The organism is Synechococcales cyanobacterium T60_A2020_003 (assembly GCA_015272205.1).
Taxonomy (GTDB): Bacteria; Cyanobacteriota; Cyanobacteriia; order RECH01; family RECH01; genus JACYMB01.
Genome location: JACYMB010000113.1, coordinates 1 through 25,045 on the forward strand (window position 1 = coordinate 1; position 25,045 = coordinate 25,045).

At 51.8% G+C, this 25,045-nt stretch carries 21 protein-coding genes; 10 read left to right on the plus strand and 11 right to left on the minus strand.

The genetic code is table 11. The features are described from left to right. The 9 genes from IGR76_05825 to IGR76_05865 all read right to left on the minus strand — a co-directional run. Positions 1 to 275, minus strand: a 275-nt coding sequence (locus tag IGR76_05825; protein MBF2078036.1) for a hydrogenase formation protein HypD, incomplete at its 3' end; no start/stop codon positions are given. 56 nt (positions 276 to 331) lie between these two features. After that, positions 332 to 1,552 carry a 6-phosphofructokinase gene (locus IGR76_05830; protein ID MBF2078037.1) on the minus strand — a complete coding sequence of 407 codons (1,221 nt, stop codon included), beginning with the start codon at positions 1,550 to 1,552 and terminating at the stop codon, positions 332 to 334. Between the two features lie 20 nt (positions 1,553 to 1,572). Further along, positions 1,573 to 2,607 (minus strand): dihydroorotate dehydrogenase-like protein, encoded by a 1,035-nt coding sequence (locus IGR76_05835; GenBank protein ID MBF2078038.1) that lies wholly within the window; start codon positions 2,605 to 2,607, stop codon positions 1,573 to 1,575. 2 nt (positions 2,608 to 2,609) lie between these two features. Then, positions 2,610 to 6,251 carry a pyruvate:ferredoxin (flavodoxin) oxidoreductase gene (gene nifJ / locus IGR76_05840; protein MBF2078039.1) on the minus strand — a complete coding sequence of 1,214 codons (3,642 nt, stop codon included), beginning with the start codon at positions 6,249 to 6,251 and terminating at the stop codon, positions 2,610 to 2,612. 444 nt (positions 6,252 to 6,695) lie between these two features. Next, positions 6,696 to 6,965 (minus strand): HypC/HybG/HupF family hydrogenase formation chaperone, encoded by a 270-nt coding sequence (locus IGR76_05845; GenBank protein ID MBF2078040.1) that lies wholly within the window; start codon positions 6,963 to 6,965, stop codon positions 6,696 to 6,698. 13 nt (positions 6,966 to 6,978) lie between these two features. After that, complete coding sequence (hypF, locus tag IGR76_05850; protein MBF2078041.1) at positions 6,979 to 9,441, minus strand: carbamoyltransferase HypF; 2,463 nt, start codon at positions 9,439 to 9,441, stop codon at positions 6,979 to 6,981. A gap of 46 nt (positions 9,442 to 9,487) precedes the next feature. Beyond that, positions 9,488 to 10,300: a hydrogenase nickel incorporation protein HypB gene (hypB, locus tag IGR76_05855; GenBank protein ID MBF2078042.1), complete on the minus strand. Its 813-nt coding sequence runs from the start codon at positions 10,298 to 10,300 to the stop codon at positions 9,488 to 9,490. A gap of 2 nt (positions 10,301 to 10,302) precedes the next feature. Next, positions 10,303 to 10,647 (minus strand): hydrogenase maturation nickel metallochaperone HypA, encoded by a 345-nt coding sequence (gene hypA, locus IGR76_05860; protein MBF2078043.1) that lies wholly within the window; start codon positions 10,645 to 10,647, stop codon positions 10,303 to 10,305. A gap of 14 nt (positions 10,648 to 10,661) precedes the next feature. Continuing rightward, a complete protein-coding gene (locus IGR76_05865) occupies positions 10,662 to 11,123 on the minus strand; it encodes a hydrogenase maturation protease (GenBank protein MBF2078044.1) in 462 nt (153 codons plus the stop codon). A 732-nt stretch (positions 11,124 to 11,855) separates the two neighbouring features. Between IGR76_05865 and hoxE the strand changes: the two genes are divergently transcribed. The 7 genes from hoxE to IGR76_05900 all read left to right on the plus strand — a co-directional run bounded on the left by hoxE (position 11,856) and on the right by IGR76_05900 (position 18,080). Beyond that, a complete protein-coding gene (gene hoxE / locus IGR76_05870; protein ID MBF2078045.1) occupies positions 11,856 to 12,383 on the plus strand; it encodes a bidirectional hydrogenase complex protein HoxE in 528 nt (175 codons plus the stop codon). Next, the gene (gene nuoF, locus IGR76_05875) at positions 12,373 to 13,989 is read left to right on the plus strand and encodes an NADH-quinone oxidoreductase subunit NuoF (protein ID MBF2078046.1); all 1,617 of its coding nucleotides are present in this window, start codon (positions 12,373 to 12,375) and stop codon (positions 13,987 to 13,989) included. The genes hoxE and nuoF overlap by 11 nt, the downstream gene beginning before the upstream one ends. A 47-nt stretch (positions 13,990 to 14,036) precedes the next feature. Next, positions 14,037 to 14,561 (plus strand): universal stress protein, encoded by a 525-nt coding sequence (locus IGR76_05880; GenBank protein MBF2078047.1) that lies wholly within the window; start codon positions 14,037 to 14,039, stop codon positions 14,559 to 14,561. A 49-nt stretch (positions 14,562 to 14,610) separates the two neighbouring features. Further along, on the plus strand, positions 14,611 to 15,327 hold the full coding sequence (gene hoxU / locus IGR76_05885; GenBank protein MBF2078048.1) for a bidirectional hydrogenase complex protein HoxU: 717 nt from the start codon (positions 14,611 to 14,613) through the stop codon (positions 15,325 to 15,327). A gap of 62 nt (positions 15,328 to 15,389) precedes the next feature. Then, positions 15,390 to 15,932, plus strand: a complete 543-nt coding sequence (locus IGR76_05890) for an oxidoreductase (protein MBF2078049.1) — start codon at positions 15,390 to 15,392, stop codon at positions 15,930 to 15,932. Between the two features lie 16 nt (positions 15,933 to 15,948). Next, positions 15,949 to 16,572 (plus strand): CBS domain-containing protein, encoded by a 624-nt coding sequence (locus IGR76_05895; protein MBF2078050.1) that lies wholly within the window; start codon positions 15,949 to 15,951, stop codon positions 16,570 to 16,572. Between the two features lie 56 nt (positions 16,573 to 16,628). After that, positions 16,629 to 18,080 carry a Ni/Fe hydrogenase subunit alpha gene (locus tag IGR76_05900; GenBank protein ID MBF2078051.1) on the plus strand — a complete coding sequence of 484 codons (1,452 nt, stop codon included), beginning with the start codon at positions 16,629 to 16,631 and terminating at the stop codon, positions 18,078 to 18,080. A 491-nt stretch (positions 18,081 to 18,571) separates the two neighbouring features. Here IGR76_05900 and IGR76_05905 read toward each other — a convergent pair whose 3' ends face one another. Continuing rightward, positions 18,572 to 18,913, minus strand: a complete 342-nt coding sequence (locus IGR76_05905; GenBank protein MBF2078052.1) for a PPC domain-containing protein — start codon at positions 18,911 to 18,913, stop codon at positions 18,572 to 18,574. Positions 18,914 to 19,114: 201 nt separating this feature from the next. On the opposite strand from IGR76_05905, the gene IGR76_05910 reads away from it, so the two are divergent. From IGR76_05910 to IGR76_05920, 3 genes are all read left to right on the plus strand, one after another. Further along, positions 19,115 to 19,876 carry a hypothetical protein gene (locus tag IGR76_05910; protein MBF2078053.1) on the plus strand — a complete coding sequence of 254 codons (762 nt, stop codon included), beginning with the start codon at positions 19,115 to 19,117 and terminating at the stop codon, positions 19,874 to 19,876. A 305-nt stretch (positions 19,877 to 20,181) separates the two neighbouring features. Next, positions 20,182 to 21,696, plus strand: coding sequence for a cysteine--tRNA ligase (locus IGR76_05915; protein ID MBF2078054.1), 1,515 nt, complete (start codon positions 20,182 to 20,184; stop codon positions 21,694 to 21,696). A 1,556-nt stretch (positions 21,697 to 23,252) separates the two neighbouring features. Next, the gene (locus IGR76_05920; GenBank protein ID MBF2078055.1) at positions 23,253 to 24,485 is read left to right on the plus strand and encodes a hypothetical protein; all 1,233 of its coding nucleotides are present in this window, start codon (positions 23,253 to 23,255) and stop codon (positions 24,483 to 24,485) included. Between the two features lie 384 nt (positions 24,486 to 24,869). On the opposite strand, the gene IGR76_05925 is transcribed toward IGR76_05920, so the two are convergent. Beyond that, on the minus strand, positions 24,870 to 25,045 hold a 176-nt coding region (locus IGR76_05925; protein ID MBF2078056.1), incomplete at its 5' end, for an IS5/IS1182 family transposase.

Consider the following 25,045-nt stretch of genomic DNA (forward strand, 5'->3'; position numbering starts at 1 on the left):
ATATCGCCAAAGGAACAGAGAATTACATCAGGACGCTGAGCCAGGGCGATCGCCTGATCGATCATCTCCGCAGCGGTGACACAGACCGGACAACCAGGGCCGTGGATCAGCGTCATGGAAGTAGGTAAAAGCTGATCTAAGCCAAATTTGACGATGCTGTGGGTTTGTCCACCACAGATCTCCATGATCGTCCACGGTTGAGTGGTGATCGAGGCGATCGCTTGGGCATAGTCACGGGCGATCGCCCCATCTCGGTATTCATCTACAAACTTCATAGAACGTTGGGTACAAAGAGAGTGTTAACCGTTGGGTAGTAATGCTGCGTAATGATTTAAACCAGAATCACACAATCTTTTTCAAGAGAAGAAGCGTGTTCAGCCGTAGAATCGGGGATGATCGGTTCTCCTAGGTAGATACCGAGCGATCGCGCCACCAAAACCATCATGTCATCCGGTTTCACGGGGTTTGAACATCGTTTTTCCCGATGGCATTGCTTAATACAAGGAATCACCTCATCGAGCGATCGGCTACAGACTTTGCCATTAGCCCACACCACCAGTTGATTGTAGTGTTCCGCCTCAATGAGCTGAATCGCCATCGTCCCAAAGGCATTGGCAAGAAGGCGATCGGAGGCAGACGGAGTCCCACTCCGCTGAATATGACCCAGCACCGTCGAACGGGTATCAATATCAGTCAGACCACAAAAGGTAGAGTTACCCGATGTACAGAGTTCCTGACTGCGGATTCGTAACTGTTCTGCGACGTAATCCCCAATATATTTTTCGCGTTTGCCTGCTGCTGTTCTCACCCCTTCCGATACGACTACAAGCGCAAACTTCCGTCCCTCTTGACGAAGGTGGCTAATATGCTCGCACATCGAGTCTAGAACGGTCGTGGTCACCGCCGGAACCAACTCTGGAATCAGGATAATATCCGCACCCCCTGCAATACCGCTATGGAGGGCTAAATGTCCTGCATCCCGTCCCATTGCCTGCACGATCATGATGCGATCGTGGCTGGCTGCCGTAAAGGTGAGGTCGTAAACAGCCGTAGTAACGGTGCTGATTGCGGTGTCAAATCCTAACGTCCGTTCTGTCAAGGGAACGTCGTTATCAATCGTTTTCGGGATTGCAACCAGATTCCAGCCTCCCCGTTGAGCTAAATCGTGGATGATATCGAGGCTACCGTCTCCGCCAATGGTAATAATCGCATCTAGACCGAGTTGTTGATAGCCACCGAGAATCTTTTCTGCGACCCCTTCTTGTTCAGGATGACCTCGACTCAGCGATCCCAGAATACTCCCACTGAGAAATTGGAGAATGTCCAATCCTTGCAGGAGACCCGGCATATCATAGCCGTGGGCACGAAGCTTCAAATCCTCCGGACGATAGCGTCCCTCATGGACTCCGATAAACCCATCCGTACCGTAGGGGATGCCATACATCTCCCATCCCTTTTGCGTCGCGCATTTCACGACGGCACGGATAGCTGCATTCAGCCCCGGACAATCTCCTCCGCTAGTCAGAATTCCAATTTTTTTTGATTGGCTCATAACGGCCTCCTAGAAATTGATCAGCCAAAAAAGTGAGAGATACCCACGGAATTACTCCATGTGGGGTGGTAGGTTTGAATCGCCTTCATGTAATGAACCCGCTCGAACTCGCTGGGGTTCGGACATTTGAGCTGACTCATAATACCGCGCATGTCTTGAACCGAGGCATAGTCGTTATCCTCCATCCAAACGCGCAGTTCCCGCTCTATCTCTCGCAGGTGATCAATTCCATGCCGCAGTAGCGCTCCCACAATGAGGGTAACGTTCGCACCAGCCATCAGCATTCGGACAACATCAGGGCCTTTTTGAATCCCCCCTGATGCTGCAAAGTCGGCGTTGATTCGTCCGTGGAGAATGGCAATCCAGCGCATGGGCAGACGCATATCGTAGGGAGTGCTCAACAGGACATGGGGATAGACATCCAGTTCCTCAATATCGATGTCGGGTTGGTAGAAGCGGTTAAAGAGTACTAAGCTGTTAGCTCCGGCTTCGGACAGGCGATTCGCCATGTACGCCAGGTTACTGAAATAGGGACTGAGCTTCACCGCCACAGGAATCGTCACCGCTGCTTTGACTGCTTGCAAGATGTCGATATACCGCTGCTCTACGCTGGAACCGATGATGTCGATATCGGTGGGGACAAAGTAGATGTTCAGTTCAAGGGCATCTGCGCCCGCTTGTTCGATTTGCCGCGCATAGTCTACCCATCCCCCCGGCGTAGACCCATTGAGGCTGGCAATGATTGGGATATCAACTAACTCTTTTGCCTTTTGGACATGCTGGAGATAGGCATCCGGCCCCACTGGGAAAAGATGGGGTTCCGGCATATAGGTCAGCGCTTCCGCAAAGCTTTCGGTGCCGTGCTCGATATAGTGGTGATGTTCCAACTGATCTTGGCGGATTTGTTCTTCAAACAGAGAGTGAAGAACGATCGCACCTGCGCCTGCATCCTCGAAGTGACGAATGTTTTTAAGATCCTCAGTTAGTGGAGCGGCGGCACCTACCACTAAAGGCGATCGCAGATTTAGACCGAGATAGGTCGTTGACAAATCCATGGCTACTCCTCCGTTGATGAATCATGGGATGGGGACTCGGAACGTTCAGCAAGATACTGGTAGAAGTGCCATCGAGTGCTGACGTTGTGTTTCGATTGCTCTAGAAATGCTTTCGCCTGTTCCGGATGGCTACGAGTGAGCATCTTGAAGCGATTCTCAGCATAGAGGTATTTTTCCAAGGGCATGTGGGGCGATCGCCCATCCAGTTGTAATGGATTTTTACCCTCATCCCGACGACGGGGATCGTAGCGATAGAGGAGCCACTGCCCCGATGCAACGGCGGCCTTTTGCTGCTGCATGCCAGTGGCCATATCGATACCGTGGGCAATGCAGTGGGAATAGGCAATGATCAACGAGGGACCATCGTAGGATTCGGCTTCGAGGAAGGCACGTACTGTGTGTTCATCTTTCGCGCCCATTGCCACACTGGCCACGTAAACATTGCCGTAGGTCATGGCGATGAGTCCCAAGTCTTTCTTCGACATGGGTTTACCCCCTGCCGCAAACTTGGCGATCGCCCCTAACGGTGTTGCCTTCGACATTTGGCCTCCGGTGTTGGAATAGACCTCCGTATCCAGCACCAGGATGTTGACATTGCGACCGCTGGCAATCACATGATCCAGCCCGCCATAGCCAATGTCATAGGCCCAGCCATCGCCACCGATGATCCAAACACTCTTCTTCACCAGATAGTCGGATAACGATAGGAGACTCTGGAGTTGATCACGGATCGCCTGATCGCCACTGAGTCGATCAATCTCGGTTTTAAGCAGATCTTTCAAGTGGGCGACGCGATCGCGCTGTTCAAAGATATCCGCTTCATCGGTTTGGGTCGCCGTGAGAATCGCGTTTGCCAGGTCGTGGTGCAGGGTAACGCCTTCGGTTTCAAAGGCAAGGTTACGGAGTAATTCCTGCGCCTGCTGCTGTTGTTTATCAATGGATACCCGGAAGCCTAAACCAAATTCAGCGTTATCTTCAAAGAGAGAGTTTGACCATGCTGGTCCCCGTCCTTCGGCGTTGTGAGTCCACGGTGTGGTGGGCAAGTTGCCGCCGTAGATGGAGGAACATCCCGTGGCGTTGGCCACCATCATGCGATCGCCAAAGAGTTGGGTTGCTAGCTTCAGGTAGGGCGTTTCGCCGCAGCCTCCGCACGCGCCAGAGAACTCAAATAGAGGCTCTTGCATTTGCTGATGGCTAATCTTGTGGAGATTGAGGCTATTGCGATCCGGATTTGGTAGGTTTAGGAAGAAATCCCAGTTCTGCCGCTCAGCCTCCCGCAGCGGTCGCTGATCCTCCATATTGATCGCTTTCAGTCTGGGTTCTTTGCGATTCTTCGCCGGACAGACCTCAACACAGAGACTACAGCCTGTGCAGTCTTCCGCCGCCACCTGGAGTGAAAACTGGAGTCCTGTCCAGGCGTGATCGCGGGCGTCGGTGTGCTTAAAGGTCTCTGGAGCATCGGCGAGTCGATCCGGCTCGTAGACCTTGGCGCGAATGACCCCGTGGGGACAGACGAGGACACATTTCGCACACTGCACACAAACCTCCGGATCCCAAACGGGAATCTCTTGGGCAATGTTGCGTTTTTCCCATTTGGACGTGCCCGTGGGATAGGTGCCATCGATGGGAAGGGCACTCACAGGCAGATCGTCCCCTTGACGCGCCATGATTTTACCCAGCACGTCCCGGACAAAGGTCGGAGCCGTTTCAGGGATCGTCCCCTGTTCCTCGCCGACTGAGAGTTCCGATGGGGGTAACGCTGTCGGAACAACTTCATATAGATGATCTAGGGTTTGGTCAACCGCTTTCAAGTTCATCTCAACCACGACCTCGCCCTTCTTGCTGTAGGTCTTGTGGATCATGCGCTTAATTTGGGCGATCGCCTCGTCACGGGGCAACACGCCCGCCAATGCAAAGAAGCAAACCTGCATGACCGTATTGATCCGTCCCCCCATCCCGGCGTCGCGGGCAACCTGAGAGGCATCCACCACGTAGACCTTAAGCTGTTTTTGAAGAATCTGATCCCGAAGCAAAGCGGGTAGATGTGTCCAGGTCTCTTCTGGCGAGTAGGGACTATTGATGAGGAAGGTTGCTCCCGGTTTTGCGGTTTCCAGAAGATTAAACTTATGGACAAATTCCCACTGATGGCAAGCGATGAAATTGGCACTGGTAATTAAATAGGTGGAGCGAATCGGCTGTGCGCCAAACCGCAGGTGCGAAATTGTCACGGAACCGGATTTCTTAGAGTCATAGACAAAGTAGCCCTGGGCGTAGTTGTCGGTATCTTCCCCAATAATCTTGATGGAGTTTTTGTTAGCGCCCACGGTTCCATCGGAGCCTAACCCATAGAAGAGAGCACGCACGACATTATCGGGTTCGATGCAAAGGCTAGGATCGTAGACTAACGAGGTATGGCTGACATCGTCGTTAATGCCGATGGTGAAATGATTTTTCGGTTTAGCGGCTTTGAGATTGTCAAAGACGGCGTTCACCATGGCAGGTGTAAATTCTTTAGAGGACAACCCGTAGCGTCCGCCCACAACCCGTACCGAGGCGCGATCGCCCTCCATCAGAGCATTGACCACATCTAAATAGAGCGGTTCGCCCGCACTTCCGGGTTCCTTGGTGCGATCTAGAACGGCGATCGCCTCCACGCTTTGGGGCAAGGCAGCCAGGAAACGAGGGATGTCTAGGGGACGATATAACCGCACCTTTAAGACGCCGACCTTTTCCCCTTGAGTATTCAGGTAATCCACGGTTTCATGTACGGTTTCACAGCCCGATCCCATCAGCACAATCACCCGTGTCGCATTGGGATCACCTTCGTATTCGTAGAGCTGATACTGGCGACCTGTGCGACGGGCGAACTCATCCATCGCGGCCTGCACGATGGCCGGACATGCTTCATAGTAGGGATTCACCGTTTCCCGCGCCTGGAAGTAGACATCGGGATTTTGTGCCGTACCGCGAAGCACGGGGCGATCGGGAGTGAGCGCCCGTGCCCGATGCGCCAGGATCAGAGACATGGGGATTAACGCCCGGAGATCGTCTTCCGAGAGGAGCCGAATTTTTTGAATTTCGTGGGAGGTGCGGAACCCGTCGAAGAAGTGGATAAAGGGCAGGCGAGACTCTAACGTGGCGCGAGTGGCGATCGCCGCAAAGTCCTGCGCTTCTTGAACCGAGGCGGAACACAGCATAGCTACGCCCGTACTACGGGCTGCCATCACATCGCTATGATCACCAAAGATCGAGAGAGCCTGTGCCGCCAGGGATCGCGCCGCAACGTGAAGCACCATCGGTGTGAGTTCACCCGCAATCTTGTAAAGATTGGGCAACATCAGGAGGAGTCCCTGGGAGGCGGTAAAGGTCGTTGTCAGCGATCCGGCTTGTAGCGCACCGTGAACCGCTCCGGCCACTCCAGCCTCACTTTGCAGTTGCACCACCGAGGGAACGGATCCCCAAAGGTTAGGCTGCTGTGCCGCAGACCACGCATCCGCCCACTCTCCCATGGGAGAAGCGGGGGTAATGGGATAGATGGCAACCACTTCACTTAGGCGATAGGCTACTCGTGCGACAGCCTCGTTACCATCTAAAGTCGCAAGTTGAGCCACTTTGGCCGAGGTTTGATCGATAGCTAGAGTCATAATGTTGCTCCGTTGAGAGATACAGGAGGACAACCTACATCAGGTATCGGAATAGATTCGTTTGATTGAACAAATGATTGAACAGAGATACTCTACTTTAGTGGAACTGGCCATTGGCGTCGTTACAACGCAGCACCCTATCTCGAAGTCTATTCAGTCGATACGTAAGTTGAGCAGAGGGGCGATCGCCCGTTTTGAATGCATTTAAATGTTAATAGATCGACACATTAAAAGATTGTGGTGGCATGGGTCTTACGACAAAGAACTGCCCTGATACATCTGCTTTCATTATCCGTGGATCTTCATGAAGATAGATCAGATCATTCGAGATTATTAGCACTGTTGAAATAATGTTGAAGTTGCGACCCGGATATTCTTTAAGATTTGCAAATCTCGATCGCGCAATGAACTCTCTTTGAACCACAGATATCGAGAGGGTGACAATCAAGATGTACCCAATGTCTGAATCATCTGAATATCCCGCAACGTTCGCTCTGCCTCCGCAGGATCAATCACACTCAGGGCAAAGCCAACATGAACAAGAACATAGTCACCAATTTGAGCCTCTGGCACATAGGCTAAACTCACCTCCTTCATCACGCCGCCAAAGCTCACGCGCCCTCGCCGTTGGAGTGCTGGATCGAATTCAGCATCGAGAGAGTGAGCATCCAGAACGGAAATATCAATCAATTTTCCAGGAACGGCTAAACACATACATGCTCCTCGTTTAGAACCATGAACGCTTGACATTCGGATCGTCGATGACGCGAGTTGGCTGAGAATCATTCAAGCCTCGCCATGCGGCTAGAATTTGTCCAGCAGCCAACCCTCCATCATTACTTGGAATCGTTGTTGACCAGTAGGGGACAAATCGATGTGCCCGCAGGGTTGTAATCGCCTGTTCTAGTAAAACTCGATTTTGAAAACAGCCACCGCTCAATACGACAGGGCACGGTATAGATAGACGATCAACCTGGGCATAATAGTCCTTCGCAAGATCAAGAATGATTTGAACTAGCGTATGGTGGACTTTTGCCGCGATCGCACGGGCTGACATCGACTGTTCTAGGTCGTGCAGAATCCCTAGGATCATCGGTCGCCAGTCGATCTGGATAGGAGATTGAGCCTCGTGGAGAAAATCGATGGGGTAGGGGGGATGGGTTCCTGGGGCGATCGCCCCTTCTAACCGCGATGCGGCCTGTCCCTCAAAGGTGTTGACTTGACATAGGTTCAACAGAGAAGCGATCGCATCAAATAAACGACCCATGCTGGAGGTTTGGGGACAATTCACTTGCCGATGGAGCATGGATCGCAGGGTATTGAGTTCGGCGGGTGAAAAGGCTTGGAGGGATGCCAAGTCAGTCCTTGCAAAGGCGGTATCGCCCAGACAAGCCATCAGTATCCCCAAGGCCGAGCGCCGAGGTTCCCGAGCGGCAGCATCTCCCCCCGGCAGCGGAAAGGGTTTAAGATGGGCAATGCGGTTAAATCCCGTAGGAGTGATTTCTAAACATTCCCCACCCCAAATGGTGCCGTCTTCACCGTACCCCGTGCCATCCCACGCGATCCCCAAGACCGGAGCCGATAAGCCATGCTCAACCATCACCGATAGGATATGGGCGTAATGGTGCTGAACACGAATTAACGGAACGTTCCATTGCGTGGCTAACATTTCTGCCCAGCGGGTTGATTGGTAGTCGGGATGGGCATCACAAGCGATCGCCGTGGGACGAGCCTGGTAGAGGTGTTGGAGATGGGCGATCGCCCCTTGGAATCGTTCAACCGTCTCTACAGTGTCTAAATCCCCCAGGTAATGGCTGAGAAAGATGTGATGCTGTTTAGAAAGGGCGATCGCACTTTTGAAGTGTCCCCCTACCGCGAGAACGCACGAGCATGATGGAGGAGACTGGGTTGCGTCGGCCCAACTGGAATGCTGAACTGGAAGCGGCGCATAGCCCCGTGCCCGTCTGAGGATACAGGGCTGATTCTGAACCACTTGCACAATCGAGTCATCAATAGGCGTAGCGATCGCCCGATTATGCACCAAAAAGAGATCGGCAATGTCTCCCAGCTTCTCCACCACTTGTCCCTCATCCGCCACAATGGGTTCGCCAGACCGATTGCCGCTGGTCGCAACAACGGGACTATAAAGTTCCCGAAGCAAAAGATGATGCAGAGGCGTATAGGGCAGCATCACGCCCAACCGAGACTGATGTGGCGCAACGGCAGGGGCGATCGCTGTTTCAGGATTTTCGTTGCGAGACAGCAGCACAATCGGAGCCTCGGCTGAGGTCAAGATCTTGGCATCCAGATCCGAAACGATACAGTCCTCCCGTATCCGTTCCACCGAGGGATACATCAAGGCAAGGGGTTTATCGGGACGGTGCTTGCGCTCTCGCAACCGTTGAACCGCCGCCTCGTTGCAGGCATCCACGATCAGATGAAATCCACCTAATCCTTTGAGCGCTAGAATCTGTCCACCTTGGATGGCCTCTACCGCACGCTTCAACGCCTCAGTTATGACTTCGTTTCCCGGTTGGGATTGGGGATTCAGGAGGCTTGCCCCTGAGGTATCCCACACATCCAACTGGGGGCCACAGTGGGCGCAGGCATTCGGTTGAGCATGGAAACGGCGATCGCCCGGATCTCGGTATTCAGCCGCGCAATCTGGACACATCGTAAAGGCGGCCATCGTGGTGTGCGGGCGATCGTAGGGCAGGGTAGTGAGGATGCTAAATCGGGGGCCACAGTGGGTGCAGTTGGTAAAGGGATAGCGGTAGCGACGGTTTTGGGGATCGGTAATATCCTGCTGACAGTCGGGACAGGTGGCGAGATCGGGCAGAATCAACACCGAGGGAGTTGTCGCAAAGATATCGTTGTCTGATTCGCGAATTTGAAACGTGGATTCTCCCTGCACGGGACACTCCTCGACCTGGATGTGATCGATAATCGCGTGGACAGGGGAATGGTGGTGGAGTTCGTGGATCAAGTCTTGCAGAACGTTGGCATCCCCTTCGGCTTCTAGAACAACACCCTGAGCGCTGTTGATGACCCATCCAGCTAGATTTAACCGAGTTGCCGTTTGGTAGACAAAGGGACGAAACCCCACGCCCTGTACTGTGCCTCCAATGATGAAACGCATTCGTTGAATGGGGGAGTCAGTTTGGACAGGGCGGGGGATGAGAGCAGTCATGATGTTGATGTCAGACGTGGGATAGAGGATGCCGTGGGGATCGGTGCTAATTAATCTGAGTTGCGAAGGTGTGATCTTGATCCGGGTGCGCGTGCGTAGGGGAAACGATCGCCAGTGGTGACGGAAGTTGGTTCATCAAATACTCGTACCAGGCCGCCATTCCCTGCCCTGTACGGGTCGAGATCTCAAATCGAGTGGCGTGGGGAGCCACTTTTTCGATACTGGCGATCGCCCGTGCCCGGTCAAATCCAGTTGCTTCAGCCAAATCTATTTTGGTGATTAAAACAACATCGGCAGATTTGAACAGCACCGGATATTTGAGGGGTTTATCCTCTCCTTCCGTCACCGACAGCAGCGCAACCCGCAGACCTTCACCCAAATCGTAAGCCGCCGGACAGACGAGGTTGCCGACGTTCTCGATGATCAGTACATTAAGCGCATCCAAATCGAGATGGGTGACGGCATGACGAATCATGGCTGCATCGAGGTGGCAAACGGTTCCGGTGGTGATTTGAATGGCGGGCAAGCCCACCTGTTGCAGACGCTGGGCATCGTTTTCAGTAGCGAGATCCCCCACAATCACCCCCATTCGCAAGGCCGAATCTGGAGTGGCGATCGCGCGATCGCGCCAATCCTGCTGCATCCGTTCGAGGAGTGCCGTCTTTCCGGCTCCCGGGGATGAGAGCAGGTTCATCACCAGGAGCTGTTTAGCCTGGAAGTGATCCCGGTTATGGGCAGCGATGTGATCGTTTTTTGCAAAGATAGACGCATGGAGATCAAGGGTTTGTTTGGGATGATCCCCATGATCATGCCCATGCTCTACGGTTAAGTTAGGATCACAGCCACAAGTTCCACACATTGTTAAGAGACCTCCAAGGACGCAATTTCAAGTTCTTTGCCCTGCAAAATGGCAGAGCTATAGTGCTGACAGCGGGGACATTGATAAACCCAGGGATCATCCGGTTCAAACGGCTGATTACACATCGCACAATCGCAAACTACAGGAAGCATTTCCATCGAAAAGTGAGCGCTTTCTGCCATCGTCCCTTTGACTGCAACATCAAACGCAAACTGCAATGCATCGGGCACAACTCCGGAAAGCTGCCCCACCCGCATATGAATACGATGGATTTTGTGGGCATGGTGTTGGTGGGCATAGTTCAGGGCGATCGCAATGGTCTCTTCCATCAAACTCAATTCATGCATGGGGATCACTCCGTTCACCGTTGAGAGGTTGCAATAGGTGACATTCTTTCTAGATGCGATCGCACTTTCTCCAACGCCACCGGGATCGCTCGTTCTACAGGTGTTGAAAACCGCTCCCCCAAAGCCGTATCCTTAATCCCAATCTGCACCCACCACGCATCCGGCGCACATCCATAGAGAGACCGAGCCAACGACAGCAATCCAGAGGGAGTCGCATAATGGCTGACGATGAGCTCATGCTCCATCGAATAAACGGGAGTAACGCTGACCTCTCCAGCCGGAAGATCCCAACTCGCGTCGACAAAGAAAGCCATATCCACCTGAGATAGAGAATCCGCTAGTTCCGGCGTAAGCTGATGGGGGGCGATCGCCCCTACACCAGGAAACTGCCAGGTTTCAACGATTTCAGCGATTGTAGTTCCCACTCCATCATCCCCTCGCAACCGATTACCGTAGCCAATCACTAACGCTCTCATCACCATGCACTCTCTAAATCCATTTAAGCTGTCCAGCGATATCTACTTTTAATCTACGCAATTTGACTGTCCTTCACAAAAAACAATCAAAAGGTTTAAGAATTTACGTATAGAAACTTTGCGATCGCCGAGAAAATGTAGCGATTAAAACAATAACTTTTCTATGAGAAGATGCCAAAAAGTGAGATGTGATTCGTTTGGGTCAAGTCGTTCTTTTAGATAAGAACGGTTACATCGAGCAAGAGACTAACGCGATAAACATATTCGATCAAGTTAAGAAATAATGAAACCTAAACGAATGCGTTTGATCTAGCCCGAAAATAGGGTTAAATAAAATAGTAGTGATTCATTTGTGCCAGGATCTAAGGTTGTCCGTGTCGTATTCTGAGATTTTGTGCTGATAGTCCTTCGGAAAAACCTAGAGCTCTCCAGTTCACGTCCTTCATATTTAGTCCTTAAGCACAAAAGAGTCTAGATACCGTCAGTTACTGTCGATTGTGATCTTGGAGTATTGTTCTGGTGTCTTAAAGACAATATTTTTGTTGTTAAAATCTTCTGGGTTGGTTGTCGATTTCTTTAAAGAGTTTTATCATCCTTAAATTTAGAAAGCTGTGACGTTTAGAGAGTTTAGAATATCGCATGGTTGCATACAGGGTTGCATAACGGTATGACACCCAGTGGATAGACTCTCTTAAGGTATTGCGAATCCCTAACATTTGAGAGGAGGTGTAGATGGAGTCATCACCTGGTATAACCACAAAGCCCCCAAGGTCTTCAGAGCATCCAAGTGGCGATCGTCGCTTTAAGATGTTAGAGGCCACTATGAAGCGCTTACAATATCGATCCGATGCGCTGATTGAGGTATTGCACTCGGCTCAGGGGCTTTTTGGGTATCTCGAAGAAGATCTGTTGCTCTACATTGCACATAGTCTGAAGCTTCCGGCCAGTCAGGTTTATGGCGTTGCCAGCTTCTATCATTTCTTCTCCCTGAAACAGAAGGGAGCCCATACCTGTGTCATTTGTACGGGTACAGCCTGCTACGTCAAAGGAGCAGCCCAAATCTTAGAAGCTGTAGAGCAGAAAGCAGGGATTCAGGCCGGAGAGACAACGGCAAACAAACAGTTTTCCCTTGGAACGGCTCGATGCTTGGGAGCCTGTGGCAGTGCGCCTGTGGTGGTTATCGATGACACCGTAGAAGGCATGCAAACCCCAGAATCAACTCTTCAACGGATTGCGGAGTATCTTTCAGATGGAACTTAGTGAACTACGTGAGATTGCAAACCAAACCAAACAACAACGGCGGAAAACCCAAATTCGATGTTGCACGGTGGGGGGATGTCGTTCTGCCCAATCTGTAGCGGTGAAAGAACGATTAGAAGAAGCCGTGACCGATGCAGGGCTGGGTGACAGTGTAGACGTGTGTAGTGTCGGGTGTATGGGGTTGTGCAGTCAGGGGCCTCTGGTGTCCGTGGAATCGGAAGGCGCAGAGGGAGTGCTCTATACTCAGGTGCGCCCAGAGCAGGCTGGACTCGTGGTTGCTACGCTTGACTCGTCTACGTCTCAGGGTGAAGAGAATGGTTTGGTCATAGGCGATCGCTCCCATCCTTTCTTTACTCGCCAGTATCCCATCGTGCTGGAAAATAGCGGCAAAATAGATCCGGAATCGATCGAAGACTACATTGCGGCAGACGGGTATCAAGCCCTTTTCCGGGTTCTACGGGAAATGACGCCCAAAGAGGTCATAGATACCATTACGCAAAGTGGACTGCGAGGCCGAGGAGGCGCAGGCTATCCCACCGGGTTAAAATGGGCAACCGTCGCTAAAATGCCGCCCGGTCAGAAGTATGTGGTCTGTAACGCCGACGAGGGTGATCCCGGCGCTTTCATGGATCGGAGTGTGTTAGAGAGCGATCCCCATCGAGTTCTAGAAGGAATGGCGATCGCGGCCTATGCAGTCGGAGCCGATCAAGGCTATATCTACGTGCGTGGTGAATATCCCCTAGCCATTGAGCATTTGAAAAAAGCGATCCAGCAATCGCGGCGCTATGGTCTCTTGGGTAGCCAGATCTTTGATTCTCCGTTCAACGTTCGCATTGATATTCGCATTGGGGCTGGAGCCTTTGTATGTGGCGAGGAAACGGCCTTAATCGCATCGATTGAAGGTAAGCGCGGTGTTCCTCGGCCTCGGCCTCCCTACCCCGCCGAATCCGGGCTTTGGGGCTGTCCGACCCTGATCAACAACGTAGAAACCTACGCCAATATTGCTCCGATTATCCGAAAAGGTGCAGATTGGTTTGCATCCATTGGCACGGAAAAGAGCAAAGGCACAAAGGTGTTCTCTCTAGCGGGCAAAGTTGAGAATACGGGACTCATTGAAGTTCCAATGGGCACGTCATTACGAGACATTGTGGAAGTCATGGGCGGGGGGGTTCCCAATGGCGGCATGGTTAAGGCCGTGCAGACGGGAGGCCCCTCTGGTGGCTGTGTTCCTGCCTCCGAAATTGATACCCCTGTGGACTATGAATCCCTGGTGAAACTGGGTTCCATCATGGGATCGGGGGGCATGATCGTGATGGATGAAAACGACAACATGGTCGATGTGGCACGGTTCTTCATGGAATTCTGCATGGATGAATCCTGCGGGAAATGTATTCCTTGTCGTGCAGGGACGGTACAACTCTATCGCCTTTTGACCAAAATTCGGGATGGACAGGCCACCTCAGCCGATTTAGAGCAGCTTGAGACTCTGTGCGATCTGGTCAAACAAACCAGTCTCTGTGGGTTGGGACAATCGGCACCGAATCCAGTTCTGAGTACCTTGCGCTATTTCCAACAGGAGTATTTGGATCAGGTGAAAACATCCTAACGAGTTTGCTGTTTAAACAAACGCTTGTAGGGAGAATGGAGGACACTATGTTTCACAAAATCGTAGCGGCGGTTGATTTATCTCCGGTGAGCGATTCCATTGTGGAACGAGCGCTCTTTTTGGCAAAGGTCTCTCATGCTCAACTGGCTCTCTTTTATCTGTTTTCTCTGGAAGAGGAGTCTAATCTGGAGGCGCTCAAGCTCAATACCCTGGAGGAGTGTTCCTACGGTCAGGGCGAGGGCATGAAGTGCTACAGAGGCCATCCTACAGCGGATATCCCGTCTGCAGTTGACAGTCTACCGCTCAATTTTTTGCAGACGCATATTAAACATGCATCGGTAGAACACGTAAATGCGGAGTTCTATATCTGTGTTGGCAATCAAGCGGGGTCATCCATCTGTGCCTTTGCCCAAGATTGGCAAGCCGATTTGATTGTATTAGGCCATCGTGGACGATCAGGATTAGCAGAACTATTGCTCGGTAGTGTGAGTAACTATGTGGTTCACCATGCGCCTTGCTCTGTCCACATTGTCAATCGTCAGGCGAAGTCTCCTGCAGAGCGATCGCCCTAAGTGAGCACTGCTTCTCGATAATTTCGACTATGGGTTAAATGGTGAAAACATGTCTGTCAAAACCCTCACGATTAATGACCAGTTAATTAGCGCCCATGAGAACGCTACGATCCTTGATGCGGCGAGGGAGGCGGGAATTGAAATCCCGACCCTGTGCCACGTTGAGGGGCTGTCGTTGATAGGGGCGTGCCGTTTGTGCTTAGTGGAAATTGGGGGAAGTCCTAAACTCCAAGCGGCCTGTGTTACGCAGGTTGCCGAAGGGATGGTCGTCCATACCCAGTCCGAACGTCTACAGTCCTACCGTCGCATGATCATCGAACTTCTCTTTGCCGAGGGTAATCATGTGTGTTCGGTGTGTGTCTCGAACGGACATTGCGAGCTGCAAGATTTGGCGATCGCCCACGGCATGGATCATGTCCGGTTTGAATACCAGTATCCGGAACGATCCGTAGATCTCTCCCATGAAAACTTCGGACTAGACCACAATCGCTGTGTGCTGTGTACCCGCTGCGTTCGCGTGTGCGATGAGATTGAAGGAGCCCATACGTGGGATTTGGCCGGACGGGGACATAACGCCCACGTGATCACAGGCATGAATCAACCGTGGGGAGATGCCCAAAGCTGCACCTCTTGCGGCAAATGTGTAAACGCTTGTCCGACGGGAGCCATCTTCTACCGAGGATCGACCGTCGGTGAAATGGAGCACGATCGCGCCCAGTTGGAATTCATTATGACCGCTCAGCAAAAACGGCAGTGGGTTCGGTAACGTTCTCGGTATTGTCCACACGCTAAACCTAGACAGGAAACGTATTTCGAGGGAAGAGAGTTATGGCACGCATTCGGTTTGCAACAGTGTGGATGGGGGGCTGCTCCGGTTGCCACATGTCTTTTTTGGACTTAGATGAGTGGCTGATGGAACTCGCTCAACACGTTGATATTGTCTTTAGTCCCCTAGTGGACGTGAAGGAATATCCTGAAAACGTAGATGCGGTTCTCGTCGAAGGGGCGATCGCCAACGAGGAACACGTAGAGATGATTCGCACCGTGCGCGATCGTACTAAAATCCTAATTGCCTTTGGAGATTGTGCGATTACAGGCAACGTGACCGCTCTCCGCAATCCCTTGGGGGTGGCGGAACCTGTGCTTACCCGTTCCTATGTGGACAATGCAGATGTTAATCCGCAAATTCCCTATCATCCACCGATACTGCCTCCACTTGTCGATCGCGTCCAGCCCCTTCATGCCCTTGTCCCGGTCGATCTCTATTTGCCTGGATGTCCACCCCCTGCCGATCGGATCTTAGCTGCGATTGAACCCCTACTAGCAGGAACCGTTCCCCATCTCACGGGTAGAGATATCAAGTTTGGATAGAGGAGGGGAACTCCGTATGAAAGCGTCAGATATTATGACCAGCGACGTTATTACCATCCGAGGGATTGAGCCTGTAGGGAATGCGATCGCCCTGATGAAACAGCATCAGGTGCGATCGTTAATTGTTGATCGTCGCCATCCAGAGGACGCCTACGGAATCATCACCAAGACCGACATCATTACCCAGGTGGCTGCCCTTGGCAAAGATCCAAAGCTAGTGCGAGTCTACGAAGTGATGACTAAACCCTGCATCGTCGTGAATCCAGATTTGCAAGTTGAATACGTCGCTCGCCTCTTTGCCCAGCATCACATTCAGGCGGCTCCGGTCATTGCCGGGACTCTCTTAGGCGTGATTTCCATGACCGATATTCTCACCAAAGGTAGCTTTGCGGAACAGCCCTATCTTCAGCAACTCGATCAGGAGATTCAAGCGGCGATCGCCTACGCCCATGAGATTTGTGCTCAAAAAGAGAGTAATCCTCAAAATTGTATTACCGCTTGGCGACTTGTTGAAGATCTCCAAGCAGAACGGGCTTACTACGAAGGGATTTCGATCCCAAAAACAGCCTTTGAAGAATATCGCGATACCGATCCCCAATGGCTGAGCGATCAGGATTACGACGCTTGGTGTAGTGGATAGATCGTTAACGAACCTGTAACTCATTATTCCGTGCAACGATAGCGAGGATAGATACGATGTCAACCACCATTACCATTGATCCCGTCACCCGCATTGAAGGTCATGCCAAGATCTCGATCTATCTCGATGACGCTGGAGAGGTCAGCGATGCCCACTTCCACGTGACCGAGTTTCGGGGATTCGAGAAGTTCTGTGAGGGTCGTCCCTTCTGGGAAATGACGGGAATCACCCCCCGAATTTGCGGCATTTGTCCTGTGAGTCACCTCCTGGCCTCCGCCAAAACGGGCGATCGCATCCTGTCTGTGACCCTGCCGCCCAGTGCCGAAAAGCTGCGCCGCATGATGAACTTGGGGCAAATTATGCAGTCCCACGCCCTCAGTTTCTTCCACCTCAGTAGCCCCGATTTTCTGTTGGGATGGGATAGCGACCCGGCCAAGCGCAACGTCTTTGGCCTCATGGCAACCAATCCCGACCTCGCCCGGAGTGGCATTGCCCTGCGCCAACTGGGACAGGAAATCATTGCTCATCTCGGCGGACAAAAGATTCACCCAGCTTGGGCGGTTCCCGGTGGTGTACGTCAGGGTCTTTCCGATGAAGGACGAGAGCAAATTCGCGCAAAGTTACCCAAGGCGCAAGAAACGATTCTCAACGCGATCGCCCTTTTCAAAACCGTTCTGGAAACCCATCAGGCCGAAGCTAAGATCTTTGGTAATTTTCCCAGTCTATTTATGGGACTGGTCAGCAAAGAAGGACTGTGGGAACACTACGACGGAGTACTGCGGTTTGTTGACAGCGCAGGCAATCTGATTGCCGACAACCTCGATCCCAGTCGCTACCACGAGTATATTGGTGAAGCGGTTCAGCCCGATTCCTATCTGAAATCTCCCTACTATAAACCCCTCGGATTTCCCGATCAGGATCAATCGTGCCGGATTGAAAATGGCATGTATCGCGTTGGCCCCTTGGCTCGTCTGAACGTGTGCGATCGCATGGGAACGCCCCTCGCCGACCAAGAGTTACAAGAATTTAGGCAGCGGGGAGGATCGACGGTGAACGCCTCGTTCTTCTATCACTATGCCCGCCTGATTGAGATTCTAGCAGCGATCGAGCGGATTCAAGTCATGGTGGATGATCCTACTCTAAACAATCCTCCTCTCCGTGCCGAGGCCGACGTCAACCAGCTAGAAGGAGTCGGGGTCAGCGAAGCTCCACGGGGCACTCTATTTCACCACTATCAAGTGGATGAGCGGGGACTGTTGAAAAGGGTGAACATGATCATTGCGACGGGACAAAACAACCTGGCAATGAACCGCACCGTGGCTCAAATTGCTCGCCACTACATTCACGGAACCGATATTCCAGAGGGAATGCTGAACCGGGTGGAAGCGGGTATCCGTGCCTTTGATCCCTGCCTGAGCTGTTCAACCCACGCGGCAGGACAAATGCCCCTCCACGTAAAGCTTTTCAATGTTGAAGGATCGGTCGTTAACGAAACTTGGCGGCACTAGGGATTAGGCCATGGGCAGCCTCAGCAGATCATCAACCAGGATTGATATTAATTCTGCCTGAATGCCCATAATTTATACGGGCGGATTTAGCGGAACCGATCAACTATCGAGGTTCAAGGATAAAATCCGCCCCTAGCCATCTGGTTAAACACTCATTATTTTTACGGGTGGGTTTAGCAGATAGTCACCTACAGATGCTGAGAGTAAAGGACAAAACCTGCCCCTAGCCATCTGGAATAGATTATTGATGAAACGGATTTGATATTATACGAAATCCTGCTACAGGGTGGCACTAGACCCCACCGCCTGACGGCGCCTCCCCTTGCTCTAGACGCGAAGCGGCTTCCCGCAGGGTAGGGGAGGTTGGGAGGGGTTTCTGAAATAGTGCTACTTTGCGAATCGGATTCCGTATTACATTGAAGCCCCCCTGGTTAAGAGGGACTTCGAGAGATCAATCACAAGTTGAAAATGAACACATATTCGTTTTCGATCTACGCAATCTCTAAAGCGTAGGCCGTGTGTTCGTTTTGAGCCGGAGAATAGACCTGAGCAATATAGTCACCAGGATTCAGAACCCTAGTAATCGTCTCTGAGGTATTCCCCAATGCTGCCGAACGCTTCAATTCTTTGCCTGGATCGAGAATGCCGTTGCCACTCTTATCTTGAATGAGCCGCAAATCCGCGTTGGCATACAAATCTTTAAGAGATAGAGTGAGCGATCGCTTCGTCTCAACGCTGAACTTATAGGTATCTGCAGTATTGACATCCTCTAGGACGTTATAGAAAGTCACCGGATCGTTGACCTCGCCCACCAACGTTTCCGCAGGTAACAAGTTGCTAGGATCTTTTCCAGTGTTCGATATACCGATTACCGTTTACGTCGCGAACAAGGCGTACGCCGATATCTGCACCAGGAGTGATATTGGTGAGGGAGATGTTCACATTATCACCAAAGTCTTTCGGAAAGAACCTGAATGTATCCACCGCATCCGTCAAGCTCACCGAGTCTCGATGAGTGTAGGGACTGTTGCCCCATGCCTTTGTTGGAACGTGCAGATGCTCTGTTGCGCTATGGGGAGCGCAGTTTTCGGCAAGCCGGAATTTCAAATCAGACCGTTGTGCAGATTTTCCAAGATCTACACGATACAGTATCTAAGCTCCACCTTCAGCAGGTCGTGATTGGAGACTTCAACGATTTGAATGTTCTAGTCAAAGGCAGTGAAGCCTACTTGATTGATGCAGATTCATTCCAGTTTGCCTCCTTTCACTGCACGGTCTTTACCGCTCGATTTGTAGATCCATTGCTGTGCGATCCAACAGCCAACCAACCGATTCGCTTACAGTCCCCAACCCTCTATTCAGATTGGTATGCGTTTACGGTAATGCTTATGCAGAGCCTTCTATTTGTCGATCCCTATGGTGGTGTCTACAAGCCCAAAGATCCTACCCAGAAAGTGCCCCATGGGGTGCGATCGCTGCATCGGATCACCGTCTTTCACCCAGAGGTGCATTATCCCAAGCCTGCTACTCCCTACACCGTTCTACCGGACGACCTGCTGCACTATTTTCAGAAAGTATTTATCCACGATCGCCGAGAAATATTTCCGCGATCGCTCCTGGATAACCTGCGCTGGACTCAGTGCCTCGTCTGTGGCAAAGAGCATGCTCGTAATCATTGCCCCAATTGTCAACAGGCATCTCCCGGTACGGAAGGGGTAATTTTGTCGGCAACGGTGGCACAGGGACACCTCCGAATCTCTTATGAACCTCAACTTCGGAAAAAGCAGGTGGGATAACTGATAGTCCTAATTAACAAGGGGTAAGCATTACAGACCGCTTTCAGATCCCATTGTCCCAAATCTCCTTAGGGCAGAGATATCCCAAAATTCCTGGTTTGCTGAAGCGTCACGATCAAAATTTTATTTTTTCTTTAGATTTCTGCCTTGCTAGGATGAAGGCAACCCCCTAAGCAACCGAATAACGATCAAGCATGGAGGGAGACTGGAAATCCTGAAGCAAGTGACCTGAATTTCGGTACACTTTGTCAGAGGATGTGCTGCTCTCCAGCGCTCTACCCGTTTGTTCTTCGTCCCCAAATGCCATGCCCCTGACCTTATACAACAGCCTGACCCGCCGCAAAGAACCCTTCGAACCCATCGAACCGGGCAAGGTCAAGATGTACTGTTGCGGAGTCACGGTCTATAACTACTGCCACCTAGGGCACGCGCGATCCTACATTGTCTGGGATACGGTGCGGCGCTACCTGATGTGGCGAGGGTTTGAGGTACGCTACGTCCAAAACTTTACCGATATTGACGATAAAATCCTCAACCGTGCCCGTGAGGAAGGTTCCACCATGGAAGCGGTGGCCGATCGCTACACCCAAGCCTACTTTGAGGACATGGCGCGACTGAATATTTTGGAGGCAGACGAATACCCCCGTGCGACTCACACCCTGGATGGCATTAAGCGCCTAATCCATGAACTAGAGCAAAAAGGATTTGCCTATGCCTCAGACGGCGATGTGTACTACAGCGTGCGGTCGTTTCCGAGCTATGGCAAACTGTCCGGGCGCAAGCTAGAAGACATGCAGGCAGGCGCGAGTGGTCGGGTAGATGCCGATCCAGACGCACCCAAGAAGAAGGATCCCTTCGACTTTGCTCTGTGGAAAGGGGCGAAGAAAGGCGAGCCGGCCTGGGAATCACCTTGGGGGGCAGGACGGCCAGGTTGGCATATTGAATGCTCAGCAATGGTGCGCGAAGCCTTTGGTTCGTCTCAAGGCGACGAACGCCTGGGCGACACCATTGATATCCATGTGGGCGGAGCGGATCTCGTCTTTCCTCACCATGAAAACGAAATTGCTCAGTCGGAGGCGGTAACCGGACATCCCCTCGCTCACTACTGGATGCACAACGGCATGGTGAACGTGGACGGCGAGAAAATGTCGAAATCCCTGGGCAACTTCACCACCATCCGGGATTTACTGGACGCACCCGATGCGCCCCATCCGATGGCGGTACGTCTATTTGTCCTGCAAGCCCACTACCGCAAGCCCTTAGACTTTACCGCAGATGCAATTGAAGCCGCGAAGAACAGTTGGGACACCCTGCGGGACGGGTTGAGTTTTGGCTATCACTACGGAGCCGTCCTGGGCTGGGAGGATGTCAATAATCCAGAGTTTGGCGATCCGGCCTCGATGCGGATTCCGACCGATAGCGATCCGGTGCAGCGCTTCCAAACGGCAATGGACGATGATTTCAATACGTCCGGAGGCTTAGCGGTTCTGTTTGAGCTGGCGAAGGACTTACAAAAAGAGGGGAATCGCATTACCCATGCCGGACAAGCCCAGGCCGATAGCGCAACACTCCGGGAGATGTGGCAAACCTTGGTGTGTTTGTCTCAGGTGCTGGGGCTAGAACTGTCCGAACAGGATTTGGCACCCCCCGATACCGCAGGTATCAGTGACACCGAGATTGAACAGTTGATCCAACAACGCACCGAGGCCAAAAAAGCGAAAGACTTTGCCACTTCTGATCGCATTCGTAACGACCTCAAGAATTTGGGTATCACGTTGATCGATAAACCGGGTGGAATCACGCAGTGGGTCAGGGATTAGGTGATCGCCCCTGATCCTGCGTATGGCCCTTGAAAACCAGGCCACTTCCAAGACTGGCACAGTTCCATCCAAGCAGACTAACTCGCCCCACCCCCGCCTGGACTACCCAAATGGGTGATGCGGGTTGCTCTACCAATGGTGCGCTTTTCCGATCCATCCTTTGAACCCAAGCCAATCGAGAAAATGGCAACCCGTGGCGCGATCGCACCCTAGGGAGCCAACTATTATCTGGACAAGCTTAAAGACCCATTCAACTAAACACTGAATGGGCGGATGGGGCGATCGCGCCACCTTGAGTCTCTATCAGGTACGTACGTATATCTATCACATTGGCGATCCGAGATAGGGGTCGTCCATTCTTTGCTGGCTTAAAACAGCTAGAAACCTCGTCGTGGTTACATTCAGGGGACATTGGAGGATTTATGCAGACCATGTACACCACATCGAATTCTGACCTGCCCTACTCGCCGGATGCAGAATCGCCCATCGCTCAGTCTTTGGATTTTCTGCTCAATTCACCTCCTGCGGGAGAGCGGGACTTGCTTTCACTTCGGGACTTAGATGGGCTAGCAGAGGCGCACGGTGATCTGCAAAATGCCCCAGATGCCTATGTGGTACAGCCCTTGACTGAGGACGGATTTGCGGGCAGCAATGACCAATCACTTCAACCCATTGACGCGATCGCCCCTCTCTATACCGTAGAAACACCGAGATCTCTTCCAATTCCGGAAATCACTCCCCAATCCGACAGTGTGGCGATCGCCATCAACGGCGAATATGCCCCGACCGGACAGGCGATCGCAGGTCAAAATGCCGCCTTTGATTTAATCGGGTTGACCCAACTGCGCAATGATTCTCGGTTTAGTGGCATTGATGGCAGTGGCTATACCGTTGCTGTCATTGATACCGGGTTAGACTACACCCATCCCCTCCTCAAAGGCAACTACGTTACAGGCTATAACTTCGTAGATAACACCTCGGAACCGACCGACTACCTCCGCCACGGCACCCACGTTTCAGGCATCATTGGCGCGACCGATCCCAAGGTTGGCATTGCCACAGATGTAGGTTTAATTGGTCTACAGGTCTTTGGTACGCGCAGCCTATCCTACAATCCCGCTATTGAAAAAGCACTGCAATGGGTCTACGCCAATCGTGAAAAGTACAATATCGCCGCTGTCAATATGTCGATCGGTGGCGGGAACTATACCTCTAAAGCCCAGGTCGTTGGTGATCTCATTTCCGACGACATCCAAACCTTAGAAAAAGTGGGTATTCCGGTTGTCACCGCTGCAGGCAACGGCTACCAGGCCAACCAAACTCAGAATCTTGCATCGCCTGCCATTCAGAGCACGATCGCCGTGGGTTCCGTTTGGCAAGATAACAAATACGCAAGCTACTGGTGGGGAGCCGGAGCCACCGACTACAGCACCGGGGCTGATCGCATCACTGCGACCAGTCAGCGAATGGATGTTCCCAATATGTTTTTTGCGCCCGGTGCATTGATCAACAGTACGGTTCCCGGTGCCAAACTGGAAGAATTCGGCGGAACCAGCATGGCCGCTCCGATGGTATCCGGAACCATTGCCCTCATGCAGGAGGCCGCAACCCAGTACGCCGGACGCCGCCTCTCGATTACCGAAATTCTCAATATTCTCCGCAGTTCTGCCGACTCTATTTTTGATGGTGATGACGAAGACAACAGCGTTGCCAGCACCAAGACTACCTATAAGCGGATCAACGTTTACAACGCCATTCAAACCATTTACCAACAGTTCAACGGATCTAACAACAACTCCGGTGTAGAAACAGCTCCCACCAAAGACGATTCTAATCCTGCCCTCGATCCCAACGGTACCCTCAAAACCGCTACCGTCGGTCCTAGCCTCAATGGTGAACCTGTGCGCGTTACCTATGGTGAAATTGGCAAAGATGGCACGTCTACCATTGGCAGCAAAGACGTAGATCTGATCAAATTCTCTGTCCTTACTGCAGGCAACGTTACCTTGGAACTGCTGCCCGATTATATTAATCGCAGGGATTTTGACTCTCTTTTACGTGTCTTTAATCAACAAGGAAATGAGATCGGTTTTGATGATAATACTGGGATAGACAATTTTTCGAAAGCCAATTTGTTTCTAAACCCAGGCACCTACTATGCAGGCATTAGCGGGTCTGGCAATCGCAACTATAATCCCCAAAAGGCGGGTAGTGGCAGTAATGGTACAACAGGAACCTACGCGCTACGGTTGAGCTTATCTCCAAGCAGCGGCGGAAATGCTACCAGCCTGACCACTACCGAAGAAGCGATCGCCATAACCGATCCTATTGTTGGAACCGATCTGGGAGATACATTAGTAGGGTCAAAAAATGCTGACACTCTATCCGGTCGTGGTGGCAACGATGTGCTGAAGGGGAGTGGCGGTAATGATACCCTCAATGGTGATTTAGGCGATGATGTGCTGAAGGGGAGTGGCGGCAATGACACCCTTGACGGGGGGAACGGCAACGATCGCCTCTTGGGCAGTCGGGGCAACGATATTCTCCGGGGTGGCAGTGGTCGCAACCTGTTAGTTGGAGATGCGGGACGAGATAGATTTGTGCTTGCGCCCAGTGGACGGCAAACCGTTCGAGATTTTGAGGCAGGCACGGATCAGCTTCAGCTAGAGGGGGGCTTAAGTATGGGCAGTTTGTCCTTTAGAACTCGGAGCGATCGCACCTTGGTTAAAGCATTCGGCGAGACAATCGCGGTGTTTCTAAATGTCACCCCTGCGGATTTGGGAGCATAGAGATGTTCACCCAGTGGGGTGACCCAACCGAAGGAGGGCATACCCTGGATACAGCCGATAGACTAAAAACAAGTTGAAGGTTGAGCAAGCAAGAACGTAAGGAAATCGATTGAATCGAAGCAATACTCAATCGCTCCTGAAGTCGGTAGTTCATTTGAGCTCAACGCTTTCTCCGCTGTAGGGAAATCAAAAACAACAAAAGCTTGAGATCTTGGGAGCTTGATCTCATCAAAGACCTGGTTTCCCAGGTCTTTTTTTAGTCAGACGAATTACAGGTCAAGTAAGCCTCGCACCATTGAGCAATTTTTGCAGAAGTTACAGTTATCCTGGGCTTTGTTGCATGATTAGAAAAACGGTCAGGTTCGCCTTGAGAGTGTCCTGGTATTAACCTTCAACCTTGTAGCTATCGGGTTTAGCGATCTGAATCATGCGGTTGAGCGCAACACATTTGATGAACAATTCCACGGCTTGATTGTCAAATTGACGTGCACTGAGATTGCCCCCAAAAATAGTCTTAAAGCGGAACATGGTAGTTTCAGCAATCGAACGACGATGATAGC